This is a genomic window from Methylopila capsulata, from assembly GCF_016907975.1.
Classification (GTDB): domain Bacteria; phylum Pseudomonadota; class Alphaproteobacteria; order Rhizobiales; family Methylopilaceae; genus Methylopila; species Methylopila capsulata.
Window position 1 is genome coordinate 310,340 of the sequence record NZ_JAFBCY010000003.1, and the last position, 24,134, is coordinate 334,473.

23 protein-coding genes, 1 tRNA gene and 1 pseudogene are annotated in these 24,134 nt (G+C 70.5%); 11 read left to right on the plus strand and 14 right to left on the minus strand.

What is annotated here, in order from left to right; genetic code table 11:
* The first annotated feature begins 122 nt into the window (after positions 1 to 122).
* From JOD31_RS12740 to JOD31_RS12750, 3 genes are read left to right on the plus strand one after another with little or no spacing between them, the layout of a single operon-like run.
* Positions 123 to 893, plus strand: coding sequence for a (Fe-S)-binding protein (locus tag JOD31_RS12740; RefSeq protein WP_204950726.1), 771 nt, complete (start codon positions 123 to 125; stop codon positions 891 to 893).
* Between the two features lie 4 nt (positions 894 to 897).
* Positions 898 to 2,328 (plus strand): LutB/LldF family L-lactate oxidation iron-sulfur protein, encoded by a 1,431-nt coding sequence (locus JOD31_RS12745; protein ID WP_204950727.1) that lies wholly within the window; start codon positions 898 to 900, stop codon positions 2,326 to 2,328.
* Positions 2,325 to 3,284 carry a LutC/YkgG family protein gene (locus tag JOD31_RS12750; RefSeq protein WP_204950728.1) on the plus strand — a complete coding sequence of 320 codons (960 nt, stop codon included), beginning with the start codon at positions 2,325 to 2,327 and terminating at the stop codon, positions 3,282 to 3,284. The genes JOD31_RS12745 and JOD31_RS12750 overlap by 4 nt, the downstream gene beginning before the upstream one ends.
* A 10-nt stretch (positions 3,285 to 3,294) precedes the next feature.
* Here the strand turns inward: JOD31_RS12750 and JOD31_RS12755 are convergent, their stop codons facing one another.
* The gene (locus JOD31_RS12755; protein ID WP_204950729.1) at positions 3,295 to 3,639 is read right to left on the minus strand and encodes a YegP family protein; all 345 of its coding nucleotides are present in this window, start codon (positions 3,637 to 3,639) and stop codon (positions 3,295 to 3,297) included.
* Entirely contained in the window at positions 3,639 to 4,028 is a 390-nt protein-coding gene (locus JOD31_RS12760; protein WP_246482491.1) for a type II toxin-antitoxin system RelE/ParE family toxin, read from the minus strand. Before JOD31_RS12760 ends, JOD31_RS12755 begins: the two co-directional genes overlap by 1 nt.
* Positions 4,029 to 4,045: 17 nt before the next feature.
* On the opposite strand from JOD31_RS12760, the gene JOD31_RS12765 reads away from it, so the two are divergent.
* Entirely contained in the window at positions 4,046 to 6,766 is a 2,721-nt protein-coding gene (locus tag JOD31_RS12765; protein ID WP_204950730.1) for a bifunctional acetate--CoA ligase family protein/GNAT family N-acetyltransferase, read from the plus strand.
* A gap of 209 nt (positions 6,767 to 6,975) precedes the next feature.
* Here the strand turns inward: JOD31_RS12765 and JOD31_RS12770 are convergent, their stop codons facing one another.
* On the minus strand, positions 6,976 to 7,212 hold the full coding sequence (locus JOD31_RS12770; RefSeq protein ID WP_020186136.1) for an Lrp/AsnC ligand binding domain-containing protein: 237 nt from the start codon (positions 7,210 to 7,212) through the stop codon (positions 6,976 to 6,978).
* Positions 7,213 to 7,343: 131 nt separating this feature from the next.
* Here JOD31_RS12770 and JOD31_RS12775 point away from each other — a divergent pair, with 131 nt between their 5' ends.
* Positions 7,344 to 8,273, plus strand: coding sequence for a sugar kinase (locus JOD31_RS12775; RefSeq protein WP_204950731.1), 930 nt, complete (start codon positions 7,344 to 7,346; stop codon positions 8,271 to 8,273).
* A 41-nt stretch (positions 8,274 to 8,314) separates the two neighbouring features.
* Here the strand turns inward: JOD31_RS12775 and JOD31_RS12780 are convergent, their stop codons facing one another.
* From JOD31_RS12780 to JOD31_RS12800, 5 genes are all read right to left on the minus strand, one after another.
* Positions 8,315 to 9,421: a methyl-accepting chemotaxis protein gene (locus tag JOD31_RS12780; RefSeq protein ID WP_246482492.1), complete on the minus strand. Its 1,107-nt coding sequence runs from the start codon at positions 9,419 to 9,421 to the stop codon at positions 8,315 to 8,317.
* Between the two features lie 194 nt (positions 9,422 to 9,615).
* Entirely contained in the window at positions 9,616 to 10,524 is a 909-nt protein-coding gene (locus JOD31_RS12785; protein WP_428980912.1) for a phosphatidate cytidylyltransferase, read from the minus strand.
* A 17-nt stretch (positions 10,525 to 10,541) separates the two neighbouring features.
* Positions 10,542 to 11,174: a lysophospholipid acyltransferase family protein gene (locus JOD31_RS12790; protein WP_204950733.1), complete on the minus strand. Its 633-nt coding sequence runs from the start codon at positions 11,172 to 11,174 to the stop codon at positions 10,542 to 10,544.
* Positions 11,171 to 11,800, minus strand: coding sequence for a CDP-alcohol phosphatidyltransferase family protein (locus JOD31_RS12795; RefSeq protein WP_210341528.1), 630 nt, complete (start codon positions 11,798 to 11,800; stop codon positions 11,171 to 11,173). Before JOD31_RS12795 ends, JOD31_RS12790 begins: the two co-directional genes overlap by 4 nt.
* A gap of 68 nt (positions 11,801 to 11,868) precedes the next feature.
* The gene (locus JOD31_RS12800) at positions 11,869 to 12,858 is read right to left on the minus strand and encodes a LysR substrate-binding domain-containing protein (protein ID WP_204950735.1); all 990 of its coding nucleotides are present in this window, start codon (positions 12,856 to 12,858) and stop codon (positions 11,869 to 11,871) included.
* Positions 12,859 to 12,997: 139 nt separating this feature from the next.
* On the opposite strand from JOD31_RS12800, the gene JOD31_RS12805 reads away from it, so the two are divergent.
* The gene (locus JOD31_RS12805; RefSeq protein ID WP_204950736.1) at positions 12,998 to 13,315 is read left to right on the plus strand and encodes a DMT family transporter; all 318 of its coding nucleotides are present in this window, start codon (positions 12,998 to 13,000) and stop codon (positions 13,313 to 13,315) included.
* 32 nt (positions 13,316 to 13,347) lie between these two features.
* On the plus strand, positions 13,348 to 14,157 hold the full coding sequence (locus tag JOD31_RS12810) for a uracil-DNA glycosylase (protein ID WP_204950737.1): 810 nt from the start codon (positions 13,348 to 13,350) through the stop codon (positions 14,155 to 14,157).
* An 18-nt stretch (positions 14,158 to 14,175) separates the two neighbouring features.
* Here the strand turns inward: JOD31_RS12810 and cydB are convergent, their stop codons facing one another.
* Together cydB and JOD31_RS12820 are read right to left on the minus strand one after the other, a co-directional pair.
* Positions 14,176 to 15,195 carry a cytochrome d ubiquinol oxidase subunit II gene (cydB, locus tag JOD31_RS12815; RefSeq protein WP_204950738.1) on the minus strand — a complete coding sequence of 340 codons (1,020 nt, stop codon included), beginning with the start codon at positions 15,193 to 15,195 and terminating at the stop codon, positions 14,176 to 14,178.
* Positions 15,196 to 15,600: 405 nt separating this feature from the next.
* Complete coding sequence (locus tag JOD31_RS12820) at positions 15,601 to 17,016, minus strand: cytochrome ubiquinol oxidase subunit I (protein WP_204950739.1); 1,416 nt, start codon at positions 17,014 to 17,016, stop codon at positions 15,601 to 15,603.
* A gap of 193 nt (positions 17,017 to 17,209) precedes the next feature.
* Here JOD31_RS12820 and ypfJ point away from each other — a divergent pair, with 193 nt between their 5' ends.
* A complete protein-coding gene (gene ypfJ, locus JOD31_RS12825) occupies positions 17,210 to 18,112 on the plus strand; it encodes a KPN_02809 family neutral zinc metallopeptidase (RefSeq protein WP_204950740.1) in 903 nt (300 codons plus the stop codon).
* 298 nt (positions 18,113 to 18,410) lie between these two features.
* Positions 18,411 to 18,869, plus strand: a complete 459-nt coding sequence (locus JOD31_RS12830; protein WP_204950741.1) for a pseudoazurin — start codon at positions 18,411 to 18,413, stop codon at positions 18,867 to 18,869.
* 246 nt (positions 18,870 to 19,115) lie between these two features.
* On the opposite strand, the gene cmk is transcribed toward JOD31_RS12830, so the two are convergent.
* Together cmk and aroA are read right to left on the minus strand one after the other, a co-directional pair.
* Positions 19,116 to 19,760 carry a (d)CMP kinase gene (gene cmk, locus JOD31_RS12835; protein WP_204950742.1) on the minus strand — a complete coding sequence of 215 codons (645 nt, stop codon included), beginning with the start codon at positions 19,758 to 19,760 and terminating at the stop codon, positions 19,116 to 19,118.
* Entirely contained in the window at positions 19,757 to 21,112 is a 1,356-nt protein-coding gene (gene aroA, locus JOD31_RS12840) for a 3-phosphoshikimate 1-carboxyvinyltransferase (protein ID WP_204950743.1), read from the minus strand. Before aroA ends, cmk begins: the two co-directional genes overlap by 4 nt.
* A gap of 155 nt (positions 21,113 to 21,267) precedes the next feature.
* Here aroA and JOD31_RS12845 point away from each other — a divergent pair, with 155 nt between their 5' ends.
* Together JOD31_RS12845 and JOD31_RS12850 are read left to right on the plus strand one after the other, a co-directional pair.
* Positions 21,268 to 21,714 carry a TIGR02300 family protein gene (locus JOD31_RS12845; RefSeq protein WP_204950744.1) on the plus strand — a complete coding sequence of 149 codons (447 nt, stop codon included), beginning with the start codon at positions 21,268 to 21,270 and terminating at the stop codon, positions 21,712 to 21,714.
* Positions 21,715 to 21,883: 169 nt separating this feature from the next.
* Positions 21,884 to 21,959, plus strand: a tRNA-Ala gene (locus tag JOD31_RS12850).
* 278 nt (positions 21,960 to 22,237) lie between these two features.
* Here the strand turns inward: JOD31_RS12850 and JOD31_RS12855 are convergent.
* Positions 22,238 to 23,089, minus strand: coding sequence for a recombinase family protein (locus JOD31_RS12855; protein ID WP_246482493.1), 852 nt, complete (start codon positions 23,087 to 23,089; stop codon positions 22,238 to 22,240).
* A 61-nt stretch (positions 23,090 to 23,150) separates the two neighbouring features.
* Positions 23,151 to 24,115: pseudogene (locus tag JOD31_RS12860) on the minus strand (IS3 family transposase); the annotation flags it as partial.
* Between the last annotated feature and the right edge of the window lie 19 nt (positions 24,116 to 24,134).

A 24,134-nucleotide genomic window follows, 5' to 3' on the forward strand; every position in this document is an offset into this window, starting at 1 on the left:
GTTCGACTTTCGGAGGCGCGTCGGACGCCCTTGCGCCGGCCGCCGCCGATGGCCCATGGTCGCCATCCGGTTCGTCCGCTTTACATTTGTTCGCGTCCCTGGAGTCGTTTCAAGTGGCGACGATGATTGATACGAAGCCCCGCGTCGGCCTGTTCGCGACCTGTCTCGTCGATCTCATCCGCCCGTCCGTCGGTTTCGCCGCGGCGAAGCTGATCGAGGACGCCGGCTGCGAGGTGGTCGTGCCGTCGCAGACCTGCTGCGGCCAGCCGGCCTTCAACTCCGGCGACCGGGCGACCTCGCGGGCGATCGCGCTTCAGGTCATGGACGCGTTCCAGGGCGTCGACTACGTCGTCGCGCCGTCCGGCTCCTGCGCCGGCATGCTGAAGAAGCACGTTCCCGAGCTGTTCGAGGGCGAGCCCGACCTCGCCCGCCGCGCCGCGGCGTTCTCCGCGAAGGTCCACGAGCTGGTCTCGTTTCTGGTGGACGTGCGCGGCGTGACCTCGGTCGAGGCGCGGTTCGACGGCTCCGTCACCTACCACGACAGCTGCTCCGGCCTGCGCGAGCTCGGCGTGAAGACCCAGCCGCGGAAGCTGCTGGAGAGCGTCGACGGCCTGTCCATCTCCGAGATGCGCGATCCCGACGTGTGCTGCGGCTTCGGCGGCACCTTCGCGGTGAAGTACGGCGAGATCTCCGACGCGATCGTCGCCAAGAAGGCCGAGAACGTCTGGGCTTCCGAGGCCGGAACCCTGCTCGCGGGCGACCTCGGCTGCCTCATGAACATGGCCGGCAAACTGCAGCGCCAGGGCCGCGAGGTGAAGGCGCGGCACGTCGCCGAGGTGCTCGCGGGGATGACGGACGAGCCGGCGATCGGCGAGCCGGCGGAGAAGGTGTGATCCGATGACCCTCCACGTCACCTCCCCCGCCTTCAAGGCCAACGCCCACGAAGCGCTCTCCGACGAGGCGCTGCAGCGCGCGCTGACGAACGTCGAGAAGGGCTTCATCGGCAAGCGCAAGAAGGTCGCCGACAAGCTGCCGGAGTTCGAGGCGCTTCGGGATTCGGCGCGCGACATCAAGAACCACACGCTCGCCCACCTCGACCTCTACCTCGAGGCCTACGAGGCGAAGGTCACCGCGGCCGGCGGCCACGTGCACTTCGCGCCCACCGCCGCGGACGCCTCGAAGATCGTGCTCGACATCTGCCGCCGGGTCGGCGCGAAGGTCGTGACCAAGGGCAAGTCGATGATCTCCGAGGAGATCGACCTCAACACCCACATCGAGGCGGCGGGGATGGCCGCGGTCGAGACCGATCTCGGCGAGTACATCATCCAGCTGCGCGGCGAGACGCCGAGCCACATCATCGCGCCCGCCGTCCACCTCAACCGCGACCAGGTCGAGGCCGATTTCCGCCGCGTCCACACCGACCTGCCGGACGACCGCGACCTCCAGGCGCCGGAATCGCTGCTGGCCGAGGCCCGCGGCGTGCTGCGCAAGCGCTTCCTCGCGGCCGACGTCGGCATCACCGGCGCGAACTTCCTGGTGGCGGAGACCGGCACCTCCATCATCGTCACCAACGAGGGCAACGGCGACCTGACGCAGACCCTGCCGAAGGTCCACATCGTGCTGGCCTCGCTCGAAAAGCTGGTGCCGACGCTGGACGACGTGTCCCAGATGCTTCGGGTGCTGGCGCGCTCCGCCACGGGCCAGGAGATGTCGGTCTACACCACCTTCTCCACCGGCCCGCGCCGCCCGGACGACGTTGACGGGCCGGGCGAGTACCACGTGGTGCTGCTCGACAACGGCCGCTCGTCCATGCTCGGCGGCGAGTTCCAGGACATGCTCCGCTGCATCCGCTGCGGCGCCTGCATGAACCACTGCCCGGTCTACCATGCGGTCGGCGGCCACGCGTATGGCTGGGTCTACCCCGGCCCGATGGGCGCCGTGCTGTCGCCGTCGCTGATCGGCGTGGACAAGGCCGGCCACCTCCCCAACGCCTCCACCTTCTGCGGCCGCTGCGAGAGCGTGTGCCCGGTCCGCATCCCGCTGCCGAAGCTGATGCGGCACTGGCGTGAGCGCGAGTTCGAGCGGAACCTCTCCCCCGCCCCGGTGCGCTACGGCCTGAAAGCCTGGGGCTTCTTCGCGCGTCGGCCGGCGCTCTACCGGCTGGCGACCCGCGCGGCGATGACGACGCTGTCGCTGCTCGGCCGCAACAAGGGCCGCTTCGCCAAGCTGCCGCTGGCCGGCGGCTGGACCGCCTACCGCGACTTCCCCGCGCCGGAGGGCAAGACCTTCCAGGCCCGCTGGAAGGCGCAGCAGGACAAGCGCGCATGACCGAGACCCCGACCTTGAGCGCCCGCGATCAGGTGCTGGGCACCATCCGCCGCTCGCTCGGCGTCACCGGTCAGGAGGCCCCGCGGCGGTTCGCGGTCGCCGATCGGCTGAAGACGCATCCCTCCGGCGTGCTGCCCGCGCGCGCGACGTCGAAGTCGCCGGCCGAGCGCGTCCGGCTGTTCGTGGAGATGGCGGAGGCTTCGGCCGCAACCGTTTCGACGGTCTCCTCGAGCGCCGAGGCGCCCGCCGCGATCGCAGCCTTCCTGCGCGCCCACAACCTCGCGCCCGAGGTCCGGCGCGGCGCGGATCCTCGCCTCGCCGACCTGCCGTGGGCCGAGACCACGCTCACGGTGACCGAGGGCCGCTCCTTCGGCGACGACGCCGCCGGCGTCAGCGCCGCCTTCGCAGGCGTCGCCGAGACCGGCACGCTGATCCTGGCGTCGGGCCCCGACAATCCGACCACGCTGAACTTCCTGCCGGACAACCACATCGTGCTGCTCGACGCCGCCGACGTGGCCGCGACCTACGAGGACGTCTGGGGACAGGTGCGGCAGCGCTACGGCGCGGGCGTCATGCCGCGCACCGTCAACTGGATCACAGGCCCCTCGCGCTCCGCCGACATCGAGCAGATCCTGCTCATGGGGGCGCACGGGCCGCGGCGGCTGCACATCGTTCTGGTCGACCCGGCCCACGTGGCCGACGAGGCCAAGCTCGACGCGGAGACCGTCCCCGCGGGCTCGACGCCCGCGGAGCCGCGCGTCGGCGACACGCTCGCGCTCGATCCCGAGGCCCCGGAGGGCGGCGCGCCGACGCCGGCGGCGGAGACGCCCGCCCCCGCGATGTCGAAGCGGGTCCACGAGCCGAAGCACACGCCGGCTGAAGAAGACGCCGAACTCGACGAGGCGCTGGACGAGAGTTTCCCGGCGAGCGATCCGCCGTCGCAGACTCAGCCTTGAAAGCTGGATATCAGGCGCCGGCCCATTCGACGTCCAGGCGGAGGTCCGCGGCGCCGACGCTGCGCTTGAAGGTGGTCAAGGCGTCAAGCGCGGCCGCCTTATGCGCGAATGTCACGGATGCGTACAACACCTCGCCGTTCGGCGCCCGAAGCTGGAACCGAAAGGCGCCGCTGCTGTCCTTTTGGATCACGAACGACAACGGCCCAGCGAGGGCCGCCCGCTCGGCGTCTTCTTCCATCGCCAACGTGGCCTCAAGGACACTGGTGTCGTCCATGAGCGATCGCGACCGCCGCAAAATGCGCTCCTGACGATCGGCTGGCAATTCAGCGAGAATGTCTTCGAAAGAGGTCGCCATCATTGCTTCTCCCGCATCGCTTTGAGATGGGCGTCGAAACGACGATCCGCGAGGGCGATGAGCGCGGCGTAGAAGCGGCGCTGGCCGACGCCGGACTTTACGCCTCCACAGAGTATCACAGCCTGCCGCGCGGGGTCGAAGGCGAACGCGACGCGCCAGACCTGGCGGTCGACAGCGAACCGAAGCTCTTTCATGTTGGCGTGCTTCGAGCCGCTTAAGGCGTCGGCGATCGGCCGTTTCAGGTTGGGGCCGAACTCACGGAGCACAGCGACGGTCGCCAGCAGTTCGTCGCGGACCGCAATGTCGAAAGCCGCGAATTCCTTCATGAACGGGTCGCAGAAAAGCACTGTCCAAGCCATCCCGCGCGCCCTCCTGATCCCGTCTATCAACAAGATAGAAACGTAAGATGTCGACCCGCAACCTCGACGCCGTGTTCGCCCCCCGCTCCGTCGTGCTCGTCGGCGGCAGTCCGCGGCCGGGCAGCGTCGGGCGGGCGGTGCTGCAGAACCTGCGGAACGGCGGCTTCAAAGGCCCGCTCCGGCTGGTCAATCCGGACTACCCCGACCTCGACGGCGTCCCCGCCTCTCCCGATTTCGCGAGCCTGCCCGAACCGCCGGACCTGATCGTCGTCACCACGCCGCCGCACACGATCGCGGGCGTGATCGACGCGGCGGGCGCGGCCGGCGCGCGGGCGGCCGCCGTCATCACCAAGGGCCTCGGCCGCGGGCCGGGCTCGCTCAGGGACCAGGCCGAGCAGGCGTCGCGCAAGCACGGCATGCGGTTGATCGGGCCGGGGTGTCTCGGCGTGCTCAGCCCGCATGTGAAGCTCAACGCCAGTTTCGCGCCGCAGGCGCTCGCCGGCGACCTCGCGCTGCTCTCGCAGTCCGGCGGCTTCGTCTCGTCCACCATCGAGTGGGCCACCGCCCGTGAGATCGGCTTCTCGGGGATCGTATCGTTCGGCGACATGGCCGACGTCGACGTCGACGACCTGCTCGACCATTTCGCGATCGACCGCCGCACGCGGGCGATCGTGATGTACCTGAACGCGGTGTCCGACGCGCCGCGCTTCCTCTCGGCCGCCCGCGCCGCCGCCCGCGCCAAGCCCGTGGTCGTGATCAAGGGCGGCCGTCACGCGGCCGGCGCCCGAGCGGCCGCCACCCACAGCGGGGCGCTCGCGACCTCCGACGCGGTCTACGACGCCGCCTTCCGCCGGGCAGGCCTTCTGCGCGTGGCGGACCTCGCCGACCTCTTCGCCGCGATCGAAACCCTCGCCCATGTGGCGCCGACGTCGGGCAAGAGGATCGCGATCGTCACCAACGGCGGCGGCCTCGGCGTGCTGGCGGTCGACCGGCTGATCGACCTCGGCGGCCGCCCGGCGGAGCTGTCCGACGCGACCATCGACGCGCTCGACGCGGCGCTGCCCTGCGACTGGTCGCGCGCCAACCCGATCGACATCGCCGGCGACGCCACGCCCGAGCGCTACGAGGCCGCGGTGACGGCGGCGCTTGCGGACAAGGGTGTCGACGCGGTGCTCGCCATCCACGCGCCGACCATGCTGTCGGAGGCCGCACCCTGCGCCCACGCCATCGCCGCGGCCTCAGGCCGCGCGCGGGGCCGCACCTATCCGCCGAAGCCGGTGTTCGCGGCCTTCATGGGCTCGGAGACCGCGCCGCGACGGATTCTGGAGGCGGCGCACGCGCCGTTCTTCCGCACGCCGGAAAGCGCGCTCGCGGGCCTGATGCACCTCGTGCGGCATGTGGAGGCGCAGGCGGCGCTGGTGGAGACCCCGCCCTCCGCGCCCGAGAGCTTCACGCCGGACCCGGCCCGCGCCCGCGCCGCCATGGACGACGCGCTGAACACGGCGCGGGAGTGGCTGTCGCCGACCGACGTCGCGGAGGTGCTGCGGGCCTACGAGATCCCCGTGCTGCCGCACGCGGTGGTGGACACGCCCGAGGCTGCGGCCGAGGTGGCGCGCGGCTTCATCCGCGCGGGAAGCGCGGCGGTGATCAAGATCGTCTCGCCGGACCTCTCGCACAAGTCGGCCGTGGGCGGCGTGAGGCTCGCGCTCGACACCGCGGAGGCGGTCGAGGAGGCCGCTCGGGCCATGCTCGCCCGCGTCGCCGCGCGCGCGCCGCAGGCCCGCATCGAGGGGCTTCTGGTGCAGCCGCACGTGCGGCCCGACGACGGCGTCGAGACCTTCGCCGGCCTGTTCGACGACCCGACCTTCGGCCCGGTGGTGGCCTTCGGCGCGGGCGGCGGCGCGGTGGAGATCGTCCGCGACGTCGCGCTCGCCCTGCCCCCGCTGCACCATGGGCTCGCGCGCGAGCTCATCGGCCGCACCCGGGTCGGGACAGTGCTCGCCGGCTACGACGGCGCGCCCGCCGCGAACGTCGACGCCGTGGCGCAGACGCTGGTGAAGCTCGCGCAGCTCGCCGCCGACATGCCGGAGATCGCCGAGCTCGACGTCAACCCGCTGATGGTGACGCCGCAGGGCGCGGTCGCGCTCGACGCCCGCATCCGCGTCCGCCTCGCGCCGCGCAACCGGCGCGCGGGGCCGGCGAACCTGCGCCTCGCCATCCGCCCCTACCCCAAGGAGTTCGAGACCGGCCTCACCCTCGCCGACGGCTCCGAGGTGCTGGTGCGCCCCGTGCGGCCGGAAGACGAGCCCCAGGTCGCAGCCTTCTTCCGCGCGGTGGCGCCGGACGACCTCCGCCAGCGCTTCTTCACGCCGGTGAAGGAGGTGCCGCGGCCCTTCATCGCCCGCCTGACGCAGATCGACTACGCGCGGACCATGGTGCTGCTCGCGATCGACCAGCGGCAGCGCATCCTCGGCCTCGCCCAGATCCACGCCGACGCCGACGGCGTCGAGGGCGAATACGCCATCCTGCTGCGCTCCGACCTCAAGGGCCGCGGCCTCGGCTGGCGGCTAATGCGGACGCTGATCCGCCTCGCCGAGACCGAGCGGCTGCGGCGGATCACCGGTCAGGTGCTGGCCGAGAACTCGACCATGCTGTCGATGTGCCGCGCGCTCGGCTTCGCGGTGAAGGTCGACCCCGACGACGTCGGCGTGCGGCTCGTGACGCTGGAGCTGGGCCGCGGCGAGGGCGCGCGGGCGGTCGCGGAGTGAGGCGGGAGGCCGCGCGGGTCCTCGGGCTCCGCGGTCGCCTCGGGCTTGTCCCGGGGCCCATAAGCCCGCCGCTTGCGCAGACACTGAGCCGAAGGGGTGATGGATTCCGGCGCTTCGGCCGGAATGACGGCGTGGTTCACTGCGTCGGAACAAGCCGACACCGCTCTGCCCAGACCACGACGCGCGTCGCCGCCGGTGTCAGCCGCGGCTCAAAACGCCTTGAACGTGATCAGCGTGTGGGTGTCGCGCACGCCCGGCGCGGTCTGCACGTGGGCGCCGACGAAGTGGCCCACGTCGACGCCGTCGTCGACGTGGTACTTTACGATCAGGTCGTAGTCGCCCGCCGTCGAATAGATCTCGGAGTGCAGCTCGAGGTCGGCCAGATGCTCCGCCGTCTCGTAGGTGCGGCCGAGCTCGCATTTGATCTGCACGTAGAAGGTCTGCATCCGCCTCACGCTCCGTGGCCGCCGGGGGCCGGACCATACGGCGCGCGCGGGCGGATCGGCAACGGATGGCGCGCACCGCCCTTCGCTTGCTATGACGGCGGGCCCTGATCGCCTCGACCCGAGGTCCGCGCATGCCCGCTCTCGACATCCTCTGCCTCGGCGAACCCCTGGCGGAACTGAACGAAACCGAGGCCGGCCGCTTCACCCTCGGCTGCGGGGGCGACGTCTCGAACGTCGCGATCGCCGCCGCCCGGCTCGGCGCGCGTTCCGGCGTCCTCGGCGCGATCGGCGACGACGCCTTCGGCGAGGCGCTGACCGCGCTTTGGGACGCGGAGGGCGTGGACCGCGCCCATATGAGCGTCGATCGCGACGCGCCGACCGGCATCTATTTCGTGACGCACGGTCCCGACGGCCACCGCTTCAGCTACCGCCGCGCAGGCTCCGCCGCGAGCCTCGTCGGGCCGGACCGGATCCTGGCGGAGGCGATCGCCGCGACCCGTATCCTGCACGCCTCCGGCATCAGCCAGGCGATCTCGACCACCGCCGCCGACGGCGTGTTCGCGGCGCTGGCCAAGGCGCGCGACGCGGGCGTCGTCGTGTCCTACGACACCAACCTCAGGCTGAAGCTCTGGCCGCTCGCCCGAGCGCGCGCGACGATCCGAGAGGCGCTGACGCTGACGGACGTCGCGCTGCCGGGTCTCGACGACGCGGCCCTGCTGTTCGGCGTCGAGGATCCGGACGCGATCTGCGACGCCGTCCTCGCGCTCGGCCCCAAGGTGGTGGCGCTGACGCTCGGCGCCCATGGCTGCCTGGTCGCGACGCCGGAGCGGCGGGAGCGGATCGCAGCGCACCCGGTGCGGGCGGTGGACGCGACCGGCGCCGGCGACGCCTTCGACGGCGCCTTCCTGACGAGCTACCTCGAGGGGCGCGACCCGTTCGCGGCGGCGCGACGCGCCAACGTGTCGGCTGCGCTGTCGACCCGCGGCTACGGCGCGATCCCCCCGCTGCCGCGGCGGACGGAACTGGACGCGGAAATCACGCGCGATGCGGCTTCAGGTTAACCTCCGGTTAACCCTGCGCGCCGTCCGGCGGCGCCGTCGTTTCAGGCCGTGGCCGACGACGACGAGCCCCATGCCCGTTCTGGGCGGGACAGCGCGGGGGCCAGCGCGCGCGCGGAGCCCGGGGCGTATTCGATGACGCCGAACCACCCCATGCCGCGGTAGGTTTCGTAGCCCGGCGTCTTGTGGAAGGCGATCAGACGCCCGGAGGCGTCCGCGTAGAGGCCGGAGTCGCGCCCGCCCGTCGCGAGCGGAACCGCCTCTCCGAGAGCGGCGCCGCGGGTGCCGGCGATCACGCGATGGTCGGCGTCGAGCAGCAGCACGCGGCTCTGCGCCGCCTCGTCGGCGGTGAGCCGCACGCCTTCCACGACGGAGCGCGCTTGCGGCTCCCAATCGAAATGGACGGCGAGGAAGCCGAGCGGCCTGCCATGCGCCGCGCCGGCTTCGCGCACCGAGGCGACATAGGTCGCGACCTGTGCGCCCCCGAGCTCCGCGCAGCGGTCGATCTCGGCGACCGCGAAATCGTCGCCCGAGGCGAGGCTCTTCGCCTTGGCGAACCACCTCGCCCGGCTCGAGTCGACGCCGCGGGCGGCGAAGCGCTGCGGCCGACCGTTGGCGATCACCCGACCGTTCAGGTCGCAGAGCCAGAGATCCAGGTAGACCGTGTAAGCCGACAGGATCACGCCGAGCCGGCGCTCGGCGTGCGCGACGGTCTCCGGGCGCGGCGTCGCGGCGCAGTCCACCACCGCGCTGTCGGTGGCCCACCAGCGCACGTCGCATGTGCGCTCGTAGAGATTGCGATCGATGATCTCCACCGCGTTCAGAGCGAGGTCGACGAAGCGGTCGCCCCGCGCGGCGGAGGCGAGACCTGCGACCGCGTCGCGGAGATCGTCGACGCGGGCGCCCACGTCGCCGCCGAGGCTCGCCGCACGCGCTTCGATCTCCCCCGCGACCGCCTTCACCTCCTCCGCGACCACCGCGAATCCGGTCTGGCCGGCGTGGGCCGCCTCGATCTGGGCGTTCAGCGCCAGCAGCCGCATCCGCCGGGTGATGTTCTGGATCGCCGCGATGTTGGAGCGGGCCGCCTCCTTCAGGCTTTCCGCGGCCTGGTCCACTACGGCCCCCAAGGATTCCCCAGCCTGCGTAGCCATCACGTCAAGGTCCCCGACTAAGTACAATCACCGAGGCGAATGAGGTGATCGTGCGGGTTAGTCGGGGGTTAACCGCACCATGGCCTCCCCCCGCACCGGCTGCGACAAAAACGACCTTGCACAGATGATGGGCAGGGAGACGCGTCCGGGGCGGGCGGAGCGTCAGTCCGGCCGACGTTGAACCGCCGCGGGCGCTACGGCGTGAACCAGTAGCGCGTGAGGTGGAAGAACATCGGCGCGGCGAAGATGATCGAGTCCACCCGGTCCAGCACACCGCCATGGCCGGCGATGACGTAGCCCCAGTCCTTGGCGCCGAGGTCCCGCTTCACGGCCGACAGCACGAAGCCGCCGAAGAAGCCCGCGACGACGATGACGAGGCTCATCCCCGCGGCCTGCAGCGGCGAGAATGGGGTGAGCCCGTGGAGCGCGACGCCGATCAAGACCGCCGTCGCCCAGCCGCCGAGCAGGCCCTCGACCGTCTTCGACGGGCTGACGTTGGGCGAGAATCGCGTGCGGCCGATCATCTTGCCGAAGACGTACTGCGCGACGTCGGAGAGCTGCGTCACCACGACGAGGTAGAGCACCAGCATCGCCGGGTCGGTCCCGGTGTCGAGCATCATCAGCGCCGGGGCGTGGCTGAGCATGTAGACGGTGAGCATCAGCCCCCACTGCACCTTGGCCTGGCGCGCGAGGAAGTCGGTGACGTCGCCGGCGAGCGTCGAGATCGCCGGTAGGATCAGGAAGGCGTAGACCGGGATGAACACGGCGAAGAAGCCGTACCAGCCCGTGCCGAGCAGCAGGTAGTGGATCGGCAACGCCACGAAGAACGACAGGAACAGCGCCCGGTGGTCGCCGGCGCGCGAGGGCGCGAGCGACCAGAACTCCCGCAGCGCCATGAAGGACAGGCCGGCGAACAGCAGCGTGGTCGCCGCAGGCCCGAGCGCCAGCGCGCCGCCGAAGACGATCGCCATCACCCACCACGAGCGGGTGCGGGCGTTGAGGTTCTGGATGGTGGCGCGGCCCTCCGGCGTCGTCGCGCGCCGCTCCAGCGCGCCGCCGACGATGGTGGCGGCCGCGAGGATCGCGATCACGCCGACGAGCACCCAGCCGAAGGCCGCACTCACGCGGACGCTCCCTTGCGGCGCGGCGCGAGATTTTCGACCGCCGCGCGGGCGCGGGCGAGAAACTCCGCCTTGGGCTCGCCCGGCACGGCGTTCAGCGGCGCGCCGAAGCGGGCGGTGCAGGTGAGCGGCACGATCAGGAACGAGCCCTTCGGCATGACGCGGGCGAGATTGTCGAGATGCACGGGGATCAGTTCGGCCTCCGGATGCCGCTCGGCCAGGCGATGCAGCCCGCTCTTGAAGGCCGCGACCTCCTCGCCGGCGCCGCGCGTGCCCTCGGGGAAGATCAGCACCGACTCGCGCCGGGCGAGCGCCTCGTCCACCGGCGCCAGCGGGTCGCCCTCGCCGCGTCCGTCGCGGTCGATCAGCACGGCGCGCAGGCACTTCTCGGCGACGAAGCGCTTGAGCGCCGAGCCGCCCCAGTAGTCGCGCGCCGCCACCGGCCGCGTCCGCCGACGCAGCTCCGGCGGCAGCGCCGAGATCACGGCGAGCGTGTCGAAGTGGCTGGTGTGGTTGGCGAAATAGATCCGCGAGCGGGTCTCGGGCGTCGAGCCCACCCATTCGCCGCGCGCGCCGACGAGGATGCGCACGAGCACGATCAGGATCTGGCGGGCGAGAGCGGTGGCGCTCATGTCGCGCGGAGCTTCGTCGCGATGGCGGCGGTGCGCGTCACGCATGTGACGAGGCTGCCCGCGGCGATGAGCGCCACGGCGACCAACAGCGACCAGCGCGTGTCGCTGAACGTCCACTCCACGCTCTGAGCGACCAGCGCCGCGGTCAGCGCCGCCATGCGCCGCTGCTTCGCCATGACGCCGGAGAAATCCTGCGGCAGTCCCAGCGAGCCGCCGAAGACGCGGACATAGGCGGTGAGCGCCGCAGCCAGCGCCGCCGCCCAGCCGAGCCAGGGGACGCCCGCGGCGTAGCCCACGGCCACGAGCAGAAGCGTGTCGGCGATCCGGTCGGGAAACTCGTTGTAGATCGCGCCAACCGCCGACTTCTTGCCGCCCTCGACCGCGACCATGCCGTCGAGCAGGTTGCAGACCAGCCTGAGCTGGACGCAGGCCGCGGCCGCGAGCCAGGCGAGCGGCGTATGGCCGACGGCGATCAGCGCGCAGCCGACGCCCGCGAACAGGACGGAGGCGACCGAGATCTGGTTGGGCGTGACGTCGGTGCGCGCGAGGCCGCCTGCGAGCCGTATCGCCCAGCCCGACGAGCGGCTCGCGATCGGCCGGCGCCCCGGACCGTCTCCGTCGTTCAGCGCCCCCGGCTGCACGCGCGCATATCTCCTCTAGCAGGCCCCCCGCGAGGCTGAGGCTGCGAGTTACATCAAATTGAGCGCCGGCTGTCGACCCGAGGCGCGTGGGCCGGATCCGGATCGTCGGCAGGGACCCCGGGGCGTCGCCGCCCCGTTCCCGCGTCGTCGAAGCGCGCGCCGCTCAGCACCTCCTCCTCGATCCAACAGCGGAGCGCCGCGACCGCGGGCCTGTTCTCCGCCCCCTCAGGGCAGACGAAGTCGTAGCGCCAGCCCGGCAGCACCGGCCCGAAGGGCTGCGTGAGAAGGCCGGAGGCGAGCTCCGCGGCGACGAGAGCGAGGCTGAGCAATGCGACGCCCTGCCCTGCGACCGCAGCCTGGATCACGCTCGCTTCGTCGTTGAAGGCGACGCCCGCCTCCCAGTCGACGCCCCGGAGGCCGGCGGCCTCGCCCCAACTGCGCCACGTCGGAACCGAGGTCGCTCCGCTCGCCCCCCAGTCGAAATGGATCAGCGGCGCCATGGCGAGCTCCGCCGGAGACCTTGGCGCCATGCGCGGGCACGCAACCGGCGCGAATGCGTCGATCATCAGCGGCGCGCTCGCGAGGCCGGGACGCGGCCCGAGCCCGTAGCGGATCGCGGCGTCCGCCTCGCCAGCGGACAGGTCGACCGCGGCGTCGGAGGCGTGCAGGCGCAGATCCCACTCCGGGTGCATCTCGCGGAAGCGGGCGGCCTTTGGCACCAGCAGCTTGGCGGTGAAGGCGACGGTCGCGGTCAGGGTCGCGACACGGCGCGTGGGCCGGCGCCGGGCGGCCGCCACCGCCTCGTCCATGTCGTCGAACGCGCGCCGCAGCGCGGGGTAGAGCGCCTCGCCCACGGCCGTCAGCCCGACCCTGCGAGGGGCGCGTTCGAACAGCGCGACGCCCAAACCCTCCTCGAGCTGGCGGATCTGGTGGCTGACGGCCGTTGGCGTCACGCCGAGCTCCGCCGCGGCGTCCTTGAAGCTGAGGCGACGGGCGGCGGCCTCGAAGGCGCGCAGCGCGCCCAGCGGCGGCAGGCGGCGCATCGCGATTCCTCACACAGATGAATCCAACTCATTTATAGGCTGAAGATTCTGAGTTTGTCGCCTCTTGTTCAAGGGCCTAGCTATCCCGGAACGAAAAACGACGGAGTTCTACTCAGTCGTATCCGACGGAGTCCGCACCATGGCCTGGGGCTTTCTCGCCATAGCCGCCATCTTCGAAGTCATCTTCGCCCTCAGCATGAAATACGCGGATGGGTTCACCCGGCTGGGCCCGACGCTCGTCACCGTCGTCGCCGTGATCGGCGGCATCGGCTTCCTGACGCTCGCGCTCAAGACGCTTCCCGTCGGCGTCGCCTACCCGATCTGGACGGCGGTCGGCACGCTTGGCACGGTGCTGTTCGGGATCGTTCTGCTGGGCGAGGCGATGACGGCGGTGAAGATCGTCTCGGCGCTCGCCATCGTCGCGGGCGTCGCGGGCCTCAAGCTCGCCTCCGCCTGACTCCGACGGCGGGACCCGCTAAAGGTAACGCCATGGACACCGCCCCATCCCCCGACGACGCCCGCGCGCTGCTCGACTGGTACGCCGCCATGGGCGTCGACGCCGCGCTCGAGGATGTCGGGCAGGATCGGTTTGCGGAGAGCGCCGCGAGGCTGAGGCCGTCGCCGGCGGCGGAGCCCCTGCCCGCGCAGCCCGCGGCGCGGGCGCCCGCTTCGGCGGCGGCGCTGGCGGCGGCGCCCGACGAGACCGCCGCCGCGGCGCGGCAGGCGGCGGCCAGCGCCGCGACGCTCGACGACCTGCGCGCGATCCTCGAGCGCTTCGAAGGCTGCGCGCTGAAGGCGACCGCGAGCCGCACCGTCTTCGCCGACGGCGCGCCGGGCGCCAGGCTGATGCTGGTGGGCGAGGCTCCGGGCCGGGAGGAAGACCTTTCGGGCCTTCCCTTCGTCGGCCGGTCCGGCCAGTTGCTGGACCGCATGCTGGCCGCGATCGGGCTGGAGCGTTCGGAGGTCTACATCGCGAACGTCATTCCGTGGCGGCCGCCCGGCAACCGCACGCCGACGCCGCAGGAGACGGAGACCTGCCTGCCCTTCATCCGCCGGCAGATCGAGCTGGCGCAGCCCGACGTGCTCGTCGCCCTCGGCGGCTCCGCGGCGCAGAGCCTGTTCCGCGCCAAGGACGGGATCCTGAAGCTGCGCGGCAAATGGCTGGACTACGACGCCGGCGGCCGTTCGATCCGCGCCATGGCGACGCTGCATCCGGCCTATCTGCTGCGCAGCCCGGGGCAGAAGAAGTTCGCCTGGCGCGACCTCAAGGCGATCCGCCGCGTGCTCGACGGCGCATGAGGCGAAGCCGGCCGGCGCTCAGTGGTAGCCCTCGCCCTCGCGGACCTTGCCGCGGAACAGCCAGTACACGAACACGGTGTAGCCGACGATGATCGGGAACAGCACGATCGTGCCGGCCCCGAGGAAGATCTGCGAGGCCGGCGCGGCGGCCGCGTCCCAGAAGGTGATGGTCGGCGGCACCAGATAGGGCCAGGTCGAGATCGCGAGGCCGACAAAGCCGAGCAGGAACAGGGCGATCGAGCCCAGGAACGGCGGGATTTCACGGCCCGCGGCGAGCCCGCGCCACACCCCGAAGGCGACGAGCGCGGTCAGCACGGGCGCCGGCCAGAGATAGAGAATGTTCGGGAACGAGAACCAGCGGTCCCAGATCCGGTCGATCGCGAGCGGCGTCCAGAGGCTGACGAGCGCCATCGCCGCCAGCATGGCGAGCAGCAGGCCGGGCGCCTGCGCGCGGGAGCGGCGGGCGACCTCGCCGTCGGTCTTCATGTTGAGCCAGGTCGCGCCGAGCAGCGCGTAGCCGAGCACCACGCCGACGCCGCAGACCAGCGAGAACGGCGTGAGCCAATCGAGCGGACCGCCGGCGAACTGCAGCCCGTTGGTCGCGGTCGGCCGTACGTCGATCCCCTGCAGCAGGCCGCCGAGGATCAGGCCCTGGCAGAAGGCGGCGACGATCGACCCGCCGGCGAAGGCGACGTTCCAGACGCCCTTGTTGGGCTTCGCGACCCAGCGGAACTCGAACGAGACGCCGCGGAAGATCAGCGCCAGCAGCATGACGATGACCGGCAGGTAGAGCGCCGGCATGATGACCGCGTAGGCCTTGGGGAACGCCACCCACAGGCCGCCGCCGCCCAGCACCAGCCAGGTCTCGTTGCCGTCCCAGAACGGCGCGACCGTGTTCATCATCTGGTCGCGCTCGCGCTCGGTCTTGGTGAAGGGGAACAGGATCCCGATCCCGAGGTCGAAGCCGTCGAGCACCACGTACATCGCGACGGCGCCGCCGATGATCAGCCCCCAGGCGAGCGGCAGATACCATTCCATGGACGTGACGCTCCCTAATCGCTCGCCAAGCCGCCTGCGCGTCCACGCCACTTGATGACAAGCGGAGAGCTTACGCTGCAGACGTGGTCTGTCATGAGATGAATGATCTCACTGCCATGTACGGTTCTAATGTTTGAATCGAAGCGATCGAAAAATGATTTCAATTCTTCTATTCGCTGATCTCTAATAGGATTAGACGACGTCTCGCCATACGCCACTTCGATCATCGCCACACGCCGCTCCTCGATGAGGAGTCGCTTCGCCTGAGGTGAAATCCAGTGATTGAATGCGTCCAGCATCGCCCTGGTGACGACGCAAACCGATTCCTGCCGAGACTCCCCGTGATCCTCATCGACAAGACGGGGTACGAGCCCCAGGCGATCTTCTCGTCTTCCGCGAGCGCCCTCATCGCGCGGGCTCCATCGCGCCGTCGTGGACGACCTCTCCCACCGCCTCGGCCGCGCCCGACAGCGGGCGGCCGGGCTGGCCGTGGCGCGGCGGTGCGGTGACGGTCGCGTCGGGGCCGCGGTTGATGAGGCGGTTCACGTAGTAGACGCCCATCGAGAATACGACGCAGTAGACCAGCACGAACAGCGCGAGCGAAGTCCAGAGGGCGCTGGCCGCCACCGGCGAGGCGGCGTCGGCGGTACGCAGCACACCATGCACCACCCAGGGCTGGCGGCCGGTCTCGGTGGTGATCCACCCCGACAGGATCGCGATGAAGCCGAGCGGCCACATGCAGGAGGCCGGCCACTGGAACCAGGTCGCCTCCCAGAGCGTCCCCCGCCGCCACAGCCAGGCGCCGACGAGGCCGGTCGCGATGAACAGCATCCCGATCGCGACCATCAGCCGGAAGCCGAAGTAGGTGGTGATCAGCGGCGGCCGCTCATTGGCCGGGAAGTCCTTCAGCCCCTTGATGCGGCCGTCCCAGCTGTGGGTGAGAATCAGGCTGGAGAGATTCGGGATCGCGAGTTCGAAGTCGGTGCGTTCCTGCTGGGCGTTCGGCCAGCCGAACAGCGACAGCGCGACCGGCTCGGAGCCGTCCCAGTGCGCCTCCATCGCGGCGATCTTCGCCGGCTGGTGCTCCAGCGTGTTGAGGCCGTGCGCGTCGCCGACGAAGAGCTGCAGCGGGGCGACGACCGCGATCATGCCGACCGCCATGCGCACCATGGTGCGCGCGTCCTCGCCGAAGCGCTTCTGCAGGAGGTAGCGGCACCCGACCGCCAGCACGACCACCGCGGTGGTGAGGTAGGCCGCGATCATCATGTGCGCGAAGCGGTAGGGAAACGACGGGTTGAAGATGATCTTCACCCAGTCGGTCGGATAGGCGATCCCGTCCTTCATCTCGAAGCCGGCCGGGGTGTGCATCCAGCTGTTGGCGGACAGGATCCAGAAACCGGAGATCGCGGTGCCGAAGGCGACCACGCAGGCCGAGAGCACGTGCAGCCACGGCGGCACCCGCGTCCAGCCGAACAGCATGATCCCGAGGAAGGTCGCCTCCAGGAAGAAGGCGGTGAGCACCTCGTAGCCGATCAGCGGGCCGATGACGTTGCCGACGACCTCGGAGAACCGGCTCCAGTTGGTGCCGAACTGGTAGCTGAGCACGATGCCGGAGACGACGCCCATGGCGAAGGAGACGGCGAAGATCTTGGTCCAGAACCGGGCGAGCCGATGGTAGCGCTCCGCGCCGGTCTTCGACCACAGCAGCAGCAGCGTCGCGATGTAGGCCGAAGTGCCGATCGAGAACGCCGGGAACACGATGTGGAAGGAGACCGTGAAGGCGAACTGCAGCCGCGCGAGGAAGGTGGGGTCGAAGTCCATCCGGCGTCTCCCGTCCAGGCGCCGGACGCGTCGCGTCGCCAGCGTCCGCTTGGTCGCTGACCATAGGCGCCGCGGCCCAGCTTGCACAGACCGTCTTTTGAACTGTTCGAAGCGATCACGATCGCGCGTACCAAGCGGAAAAAAGGGCGCTAGATACGCGCCAGGACGGGCGATGATTTGCGAGGGAACGGCCATGCGCTGGGAGGATTTCCGCCGGAGCGAGAACGTCGACGACGAGCGTGGCGGCGGGGGCGGCGGCGGTTTCCGCTTTCCCGGCGGCGGCGGCGGCGTCGGGATCGGCGGCCTGATCGTGGTGGGGCTCGTCTCGTGGGCGTTGGGCGTCGACCCGCGGGTCATCCTCGCCGGCCTCGAGACCGTCCAGGGCGGCGGCTCGGGCTATTCGCAGCAGGAGCGGCCGACGGGCGACCCCAGCCAGCTCTCCGAGGACGAGAAGAAGCAGGGCGAGTTCGTGCGCGCCGTGCTGGCCCAGACCGAGGATGTCTGGACGCCGTTGTTCAAGGACAGCGGCAAAGCCTACGACAAGCCGCGGCTGACGCTGTTCTCCGGCCGCACCAGCACCGCTTGCGGCATGGGCGCCTCCGCCATGGGGCCGTTCTACTGCCCCGGCGACCAGCGTGTGTATCTCGACACCGAGTTCTTCGACGAGCTCGCCCGCAAGTTCAAATCGCCCGGCGAGTTCGCCCGCGCCTACGTGATCGCGCACGAGGTCGGGCACCACGTGCAGAATGAGCTCGGCATCATGCGCTGGGCGAACGAGCAGCGGCAGCGCGCCCGTTCGGAGGAGCAGGCGAACGCCATCTCGGTGCGGATCGAGCTGCAGGCGGACTGCTTCGCCGGCGTCTGGGGCTATTGGGCCAACAAGCGCTTCAACATCCTCGAGGATGGCGACGTGGAGCAGGCGCTGACCGCCGCCACCCAGATCGGCGACGACACCCTGCAGAAGCGCTCCGGCGGCGAGGTGGTGCCGGACAGCTTCACCCACGGCTCCTCCGCGCAGCGGGTGAAGTGGTTCCGCACCGGTCTCGCCTCCGGCGATCCGAAGACCTGCGACACCTTCAACCAGCGCCAGCTCTGACGGGCGGCGCGACCAAGGGACGCGCCGAAGGCGCGCTGCCGCGGTCGCGCCCCGAACGCCGGGCGTCCGGGGCGGACTGGATCGTCGGCCCCAACGTCACGCGGGACCGGCGCTTTCGTGCGCCGCTTTGGCTCGTTCAAACCTGATCACGTCGCCGTGCAGCGAACAGTATCGAATTAGACTACTTCCTAAGTAATGCTCCGTCCTAGAAAGCCCTTTCCGAGCCAGACATCCTTCCTTTACTTATCGCGCCGCCGGTCGGACGCCGTCGGCGACGCGATATTAGGGAGAAGACGACATGTGGAGAGGCTTTGTGCTGGCCGCGGCCGCGTTGATGACGCTGGTCGCAGGCGTGGAAGCCGCCGAAGTCGAAGTCAAGATGCTCAACCAGGGCGCCGAAGGGCGGATGGTGTTCGAGCCCAACTTCGTGAAGATCAACCCCGGCGACACGGTGAAGTTCGTGGCCGCGGACCCCAGCCACAACGCCGAGACCATTCCCGGCATGCTCCCGGACGGAGCCCAGCCCTTCAAGGGCGAGTTCAACAAGGACATCTCGGTCACCTTCGACAAGGAAGGCGTCTACGGCGTCAAGTGCCTGCCGCACGCCGGCATGGGCATGGTGGCGCTGGTCGCCGTCGGTGCGAGCTATCCGAACCTCGAGGCCGCCAAGGGCGTGAAGCAGACCGGCGTCGCCAAGAAGAAGTTCGAGGCGCTGTTCAAGAAGCTCGACGAGACCAAGGGCGCCGCCGCGCAGTGACGGCCTGACCGCTTCGGCCGACGCGCGATACGGGCGTCGGGCTCTCGGACAGTTCGGCGTTCCGTCGAACCTGCCACACCGTCATGCCCGGCGGAGCCGGGAATCCACTACGTTCCGGGACCGTCGAGATCGACGCCCAAGGCGTGGATGCCCGCGCGAAGGCGCGGGCATGACGGGTTGGGTCGGCCGTCTTCGGCTGCCCCGCTCTCGATCATCCTTCGCCGCCGCGCCGAAACGCCTCAGGCGTCAGCCCGCGCGGCGGGACGGCGCGCCGATGCGGGCCTCGACGATGGCGAGCGCCGCCGCGAAGGCCTGATCAGCGTTAAGCGTCGTGGTGTCGAGCAGCACCGCGTCCGCCGCCTGCGCCAGCGGCGCCACCGCGCGGCCCATGTCGCGCGCGTCGCGGGCCAGGATGTCGGCGAGGATCGACGCCTCGTCCGCGGGCTCGCCGCGGCCGGCGAACTCCAGCGCGCGGCGCCGCGCGCGCTCCTCAGGCGCGGCGGTCACGAAGATCTTCGCCTCGGCGTGCGGGCAGATGACGGTGCCGATGTCGCGGCCGTCGATCACGGCGCCGGGCGGCTCGGCGGCGAACCGCCGCTGGAAATCCAGCAGCGCCGCGCGCACCTCCGGGACCGCCGACACCACGGAGGCGCCTGCGCCGGCCGCCGGACCGCGCAGCGCCGGATCGCCCAGCATCTGCGGATCGAGCGCCTGCGCGACCGCCGTCGCCGCAGAGGCGTCATGCACGTCGCCGCCGCGGGCGATCAGCGCCAGCGCCACAGCCCGGTACAGCAGGCCGGAATCGAGGTGCGGCAGGCCATAGTGGGCGGCGATGCGCCGACCCAGCGTGCCCTTGCCGGACGCGGCCGGCCCGTCGATCGCGACGATCATGCTCCGGCCTCCAGCGAGATGTCCGCGCCAAGGCCGCGCATGAGGTCCACGAACGCGGGGAAGCTCGTCGCGATCATGGCGGCGTCGTCGATCGCGACGGGCGCGTCGGCTGCGAAGCCGAGCACCAGGAAGCTCATGGCGATGCGGTGGTCGAGATGGGTCTTCACGGCCTCGCCGCCGCCAGGTGCCCGCCCTTGCCCCACGACGATCAGGTCCTCGCCCTCGATCCGCGCCTCGACGCCGCAGGCGATCAGGCCCGCATGCACCGCGGCCAGGCGGTCGCTTTCCTTGACGGTCAGTTCGTGCAGGCCGCGCATGCGCGTCTCGCCCTGCGCGAAGGCGGCCGCCACCGCGAGCACCGGGTATTCGTCGATCATCGTCGGCGCGCGCGCCGCAGGCACGTCGACGCCCTTCAGCGGGCTCGCCCGCGCCACGAGATCCGCGACCTCCTCGCCGCCCTCCTCGCGCAGGTTCGTCAGCTCGATGTCGGCGCCCATCTCAATCAGCGTCGCCACGAGGCCGGTGCGGAGCGGATTTGTCATCACGCCCTCGAGCGTGACCTCGGAGCCGGGCGCGATCAGCGCCGCCACCAGCGGAAAGGCCGCCGAGGACGGGTCGGCCGGCACAACGACATGGGCGGGCTTGAGCTCCGGCTGGCCGACGAGCCGCACAAGCCGCCCGTGCGCGCCGTGGGGCTCGACCGTCACCTCGGCGCCGAAGGCCTTCAGCATGCGCTCGGTGTGGTCGCGCGTCGCCTCGCGCTCGATCACCACGGTCTCGCCCAGCGCATTGAGGCCGGCGAGCAGCACCGCCGACTTCACCTGCGCGGAGGGGACCGGCGTCTCGTAGGTCAGCGGCAGCGCCGTCTCGGGGCCCTTGAGCGTGAGCGGCAGGCGGCCGCCCTCGGCGGCGGAGACCACCGTCGCGCCCATCAGGGCGAGCGGATCGAGGATGCGGCGCATGGGCCGCGAGCGCAGCGAGGCGTCGCCGTCGAATGTCGCCTGGATGGGATGGCCTCCGACGACGCCCATCATCAGGCGCGACCCGGTGCCGGCGTTGCCGAAGTCGAGCGGCGCGTCGGGGCTCTTCAGCCCGCCGACGCCGACGCCCTGCACGCGCCAGCGGCCTGCGCCGAGGCGCTCGACCGTCGCCCCCAGCGCCGCGCACGCCCGGCCGGTGGCGAGCACGTCGTCGCCCTCGAGCAGGCCCTCGATGCGGGTCTCGCCGACGGCGAGCAGGCCGAGCAGCAGGGAGCGATGCGAGATCGACTTGTCGCCGGGAACCCGGACGCGGCCCCGGAGCGGACCGTTCGAACGGGAGACGGCGGGCTGTGCGGCGACGGCGGACGACACGGGGGCTCGGGCTTTCGCAGGCTGCGCAAGGAACTTTCACGGCGGGGCGACGCTTGATGCGTCGGGATGGGCCGCGGCGGCGCATTGGCTCTTGACAGCCCGGTCCCGCCACGTCAATCCACCGCCTCGTTTCTCGACAGCAGGGATCCATCCCCTTGGCTAAGCCCGAACTCGGCGTCAAACGGACCTGCCAGGCCTGCGGCGCAAAATACTACGACCTGGCGCGCGATCCGATCATCTGCCCGAAATGCGGGACGCAGTACGTTGCGACCGTTCTCGTCTCCAGCGCGGCCGCGGTGCGCGCCGCCAAGGCCGAATCGGCCCGGGCGAAGGCCACGGCGGCGGCCGCCGACGAAGACGAGGTCGAGACCGACGAGGAGGCCGACGTCGAGGCGATCTCGCTGGAGGACGCCGACGAGGAGGCGACGCCCGCGAAGAAGGTCGTGGGCGCTGACGACGACGACGTCGATGTGGACATCGACGAGGTCGATGCGGACGACGACGACGACGCGGACGACGAAACTTTCCTTGAGCCTGATGAGGATTCCGACGACGACATGACGGAAATCATCGGCGACCGGGAAAAAGACGAAGAGACTTGAACCGGCCTGCGAAACATGGTTTGAGATGCGCCGCTTCGGGTCGCCGAGGCGGCGGCGCCAGCCGGGGATGACCCGGACGGCGGCCTCCCCGGACGGGGCGGCGAGCCAGAACTGCCCGGTCCGGCGGATGCGTTTCCCAACGCCGCCAACCAAGGACCGACAGCCCGGTGGGGCCATAGCTCAGTTGGGAGAGCGCTTGAATGGCATTCAAGAGGTCGGCGGTTCGATTCCGCCTGGCTCCACCAATCACTCTCTGAAAACTCCCCCTTTTGACGTCTGCGGCAATGTCTTCGGACTGTCCGCGACTTAGCTCGGCCCGCCTGGCCTGTGCGCGTCTCTGCCCCGTGTGATTCGCGCCTCTGGGCCCTTTCGGCGCCCCCGTCTCTGCCGCCGTCGCGCCATGTCGTACGGGACGGTTGATGGCGCCATCGCCAAAAGCTTCTCAGCGGACGAGCAGACGCAAAAAAACGCCGGGATCGTCGACCGGCGGTCATATCGATTCGGAGTGGAGGCGGCCGCTGTTCTATCGCTCTAGCGGCTCGAGCCCGATCGCCCGCCACTGCTCGGACCAGAGCATCGGCGCGTCCGCAAGCACGCTCGCTGTGACGCCCCGAGGTAACCGGCCTTCCGCGATGGCCGTGACGATGTCCGGCGCGAGGAAAGCGTAGCCGATTATCCGATCCACGTGCCGCCGGGTGCAGCCCTGGCTCTGCGCCAGCTGGTCGAGGTCGAGCGCGGAGGTGCGGGTGAGCTCCCCGATCCATTTCCGGCCAAGCGCGATCCACCGCAGCAGCACCGCGCGCGCTTCCGCCTTCATTGGTCGGGCGGTCGCATCGGAGGTCGCGAGGATCTGCCGGCCGCTCGTGCGGCGGGGCGACGGCAAGCGAATCACGTCGCCATCGGCGAGCGTGAGTTCGATCGCGTCGATGGAGATCGTCGCGCGGCTGAGATGCTCCGCGACCAGCGCTCTGTCCTCGAGGCCAACGATGTCCCTCAGCCGCAGGGCGGCAAGGATCGCCTGCTCGATCTGCGGCGCGGAGATACGCTTCGCAGATCCCGCCTCGGCTCCCCTGCCTTGGGCGATCACCGATGAGACGTAGTAGCGGTAGACGACCCCCTTCCGGTTCGTCGCGCTCGGCGTCATCGGATGCCCGCGATCGTCGAACAGCCTTCCAAGCAACAGCGCGCCCGAGGCCGCTCGGCTGGTTCTCTGACCGCTGCGGTTGGCGGCGATTCTCGCCTGCACCGCCTCGAACAGTTTTGGGACCACGATCGGAGGATGCTCGCCGGGATAGCTGCGGCCTTTGTGGTTGATCTCGCCGAGGTAGACCCGGTTTGCAAGCAGATGCGCGAGAGGTCCGTTGGTCAGCGGCACGCCGCCGGCCGTGGCGCCGGATGCAAGTGGCCGGCCCCCATCAGGTGGTCCGGTTCCAATGTTAGTTTATGAGCGTCGCTGACGCGACGGTTGGGGTGGCCGGCGGAGCTGGTCGGGGTTGCGCAGCCGGCCATAACGCGACCTCTGGCGCGGGTGGCCTGTAGCCGAGAGCCGAGTGTGGCCGGACGCGTTGTAGTGCCGCCGCCAGCCTTCGATCACGGCCTTGGCCTCTGCGAGCGAGTAGAAGATCTCGTCGTTGAGCAACTCGTCCCGCAGGCGAGCGTTGAAGCTCTCGCAGTAGCCGTTCTCCCAAGGGTTGCCTAGCTCGATGAATGCGGTTCGGGAGCCGACTGCGGCGATCCAGTCACGGACGGCCTTCGCTGCGAACTCGGATCCGTTGTCCGACCGGATGTGGCCGGGCGAGCCGCGCAGGATGAAGAGGTCGGACAGCACGTCAATGACGTCGGTGGAGCTGAGCCTCCGACCGATCTGGATCGCCAGGCATTCCCGCGTGAACTCATCGATCACGTCGGCGCAAACGCGCAGCGTTTGTCGCCAGGCATCCTGAACTTGCGGCCGTCGTGGGTCCGGTCCTCGACGAAGTCGTAGGACCAGACGTGGTTAGGACGTTCCGGCCGCAGCCGCACGCACGAGCCGTCATTGAACCACAGCCGGCCGCGCTTGGGCTGCTTCGCGGGGACCTTCAGCCCCTCCCGTCGCCAGATCCGCTCGACCCGCTTCAGGTTCACGACCCAGCCAGCGGAGCGCAGAAAGGCCGCAATCCGCCGGTAGCCGTAGCGGCCGTATCGGGTCGCGAGCGCGACGATGTCAGCGGTCAACGCCGCCTCATCGTCGGCCTCGTCGGGACCTTGCGTTGCGTCGAGCGATGCTGTCCGAGAACCAGGCAGGCTCGGCGCTCCGTCACCCCGAGCTCGCTCACTACGCGATCCACGCAGTCGCGGCGGCGGGCGGGGCTGATCAGTTTCCCCGCGCCGCCTCCGCCAGGATCATCTTATCGAGCGTCACACACGCGTTGGCCGCGTAT

Excerpts from the sequence above, each read along its gene's own strand:
- JOD31_RS12740 (WP_204950726.1), top strand. The coding sequence starts at position 123 with ATGATTGATACGAAGCCCCGCGTCGGCCTGTTCGCGACCTGTCTCGTC.
- JOD31_RS12755 (WP_204950729.1), bottom strand. The coding sequence starts at position 3,639 with ATGGCGACCTCTTTCGAAGACATTCTCGCTGAATTGCCAGCCGATCGT.
- JOD31_RS12790 (WP_204950733.1), bottom strand. The coding sequence starts at position 11,174 with ATGAGCGCCACCGCTCTCGCCCGCCAGATCCTGATCGTGCTCGTGCGC.
- JOD31_RS12810 (WP_204950737.1), top strand. The coding sequence starts at position 13,348 with ATGGACACCGCCCCATCCCCCGACGACGCCCGCGCGCTGCTCGACTGG.
- JOD31_RS12820 (WP_204950739.1), bottom strand. The coding sequence starts at position 17,016 with ATGGACTTCGACCCCACCTTCCTCGCGCGGCTGCAGTTCGCCTTCACG.
- ypfJ (WP_204950740.1), top strand. The coding sequence starts at position 17,210 with ATGCGCTGGGAGGATTTCCGCCGGAGCGAGAACGTCGACGACGAGCGT.
- JOD31_RS12770 (WP_020186136.1), bottom strand. The coding sequence starts at position 7,212 with ATGCAGACCTTCTACGTGCAGATCAAATGCGAGCTCGGCCGCACCTAC.
- JOD31_RS12800 (WP_204950735.1), bottom strand. The coding sequence starts at position 12,858 with ATGCGCCGCCTGCCGCCGCTGGGCGCGCTGCGCGCCTTCGAGGCCGCC.
- JOD31_RS12745 (WP_204950727.1), top strand. The coding sequence starts at position 898 with ATGACCCTCCACGTCACCTCCCCCGCCTTCAAGGCCAACGCCCACGAA.
- JOD31_RS12750 (WP_204950728.1), top strand. The coding sequence starts at position 2,325 with ATGACCGAGACCCCGACCTTGAGCGCCCGCGATCAGGTGCTGGGCACC.
- cmk (WP_204950742.1), bottom strand. The coding sequence starts at position 19,760 with ATGATCGTCGCGATCGACGGGCCGGCCGCGTCCGGCAAGGGCACGCTG.
- JOD31_RS12830 (WP_204950741.1), top strand. The coding sequence starts at position 18,411 with ATGTGGAGAGGCTTTGTGCTGGCCGCGGCCGCGTTGATGACGCTGGTC.
- JOD31_RS12780 (WP_246482492.1), bottom strand. The coding sequence starts at position 9,421 with ATGGCTACGCAGGCTGGGGAATCCTTGGGGGCCGTAGTGGACCAGGCC.
- cydB (WP_204950738.1), bottom strand. The coding sequence starts at position 15,195 with ATGGAATGGTATCTGCCGCTCGCCTGGGGGCTGATCATCGGCGGCGCC.
- JOD31_RS12805 (WP_204950736.1), top strand. The coding sequence starts at position 12,998 with ATGGCCTGGGGCTTTCTCGCCATAGCCGCCATCTTCGAAGTCATCTTC.
- JOD31_RS12765 (WP_204950730.1), top strand. The coding sequence starts at position 4,046 with ATGTCGACCCGCAACCTCGACGCCGTGTTCGCCCCCCGCTCCGTCGTG.
- JOD31_RS12775 (WP_204950731.1), top strand. The coding sequence starts at position 7,344 with ATGCCCGCTCTCGACATCCTCTGCCTCGGCGAACCCCTGGCGGAACTG.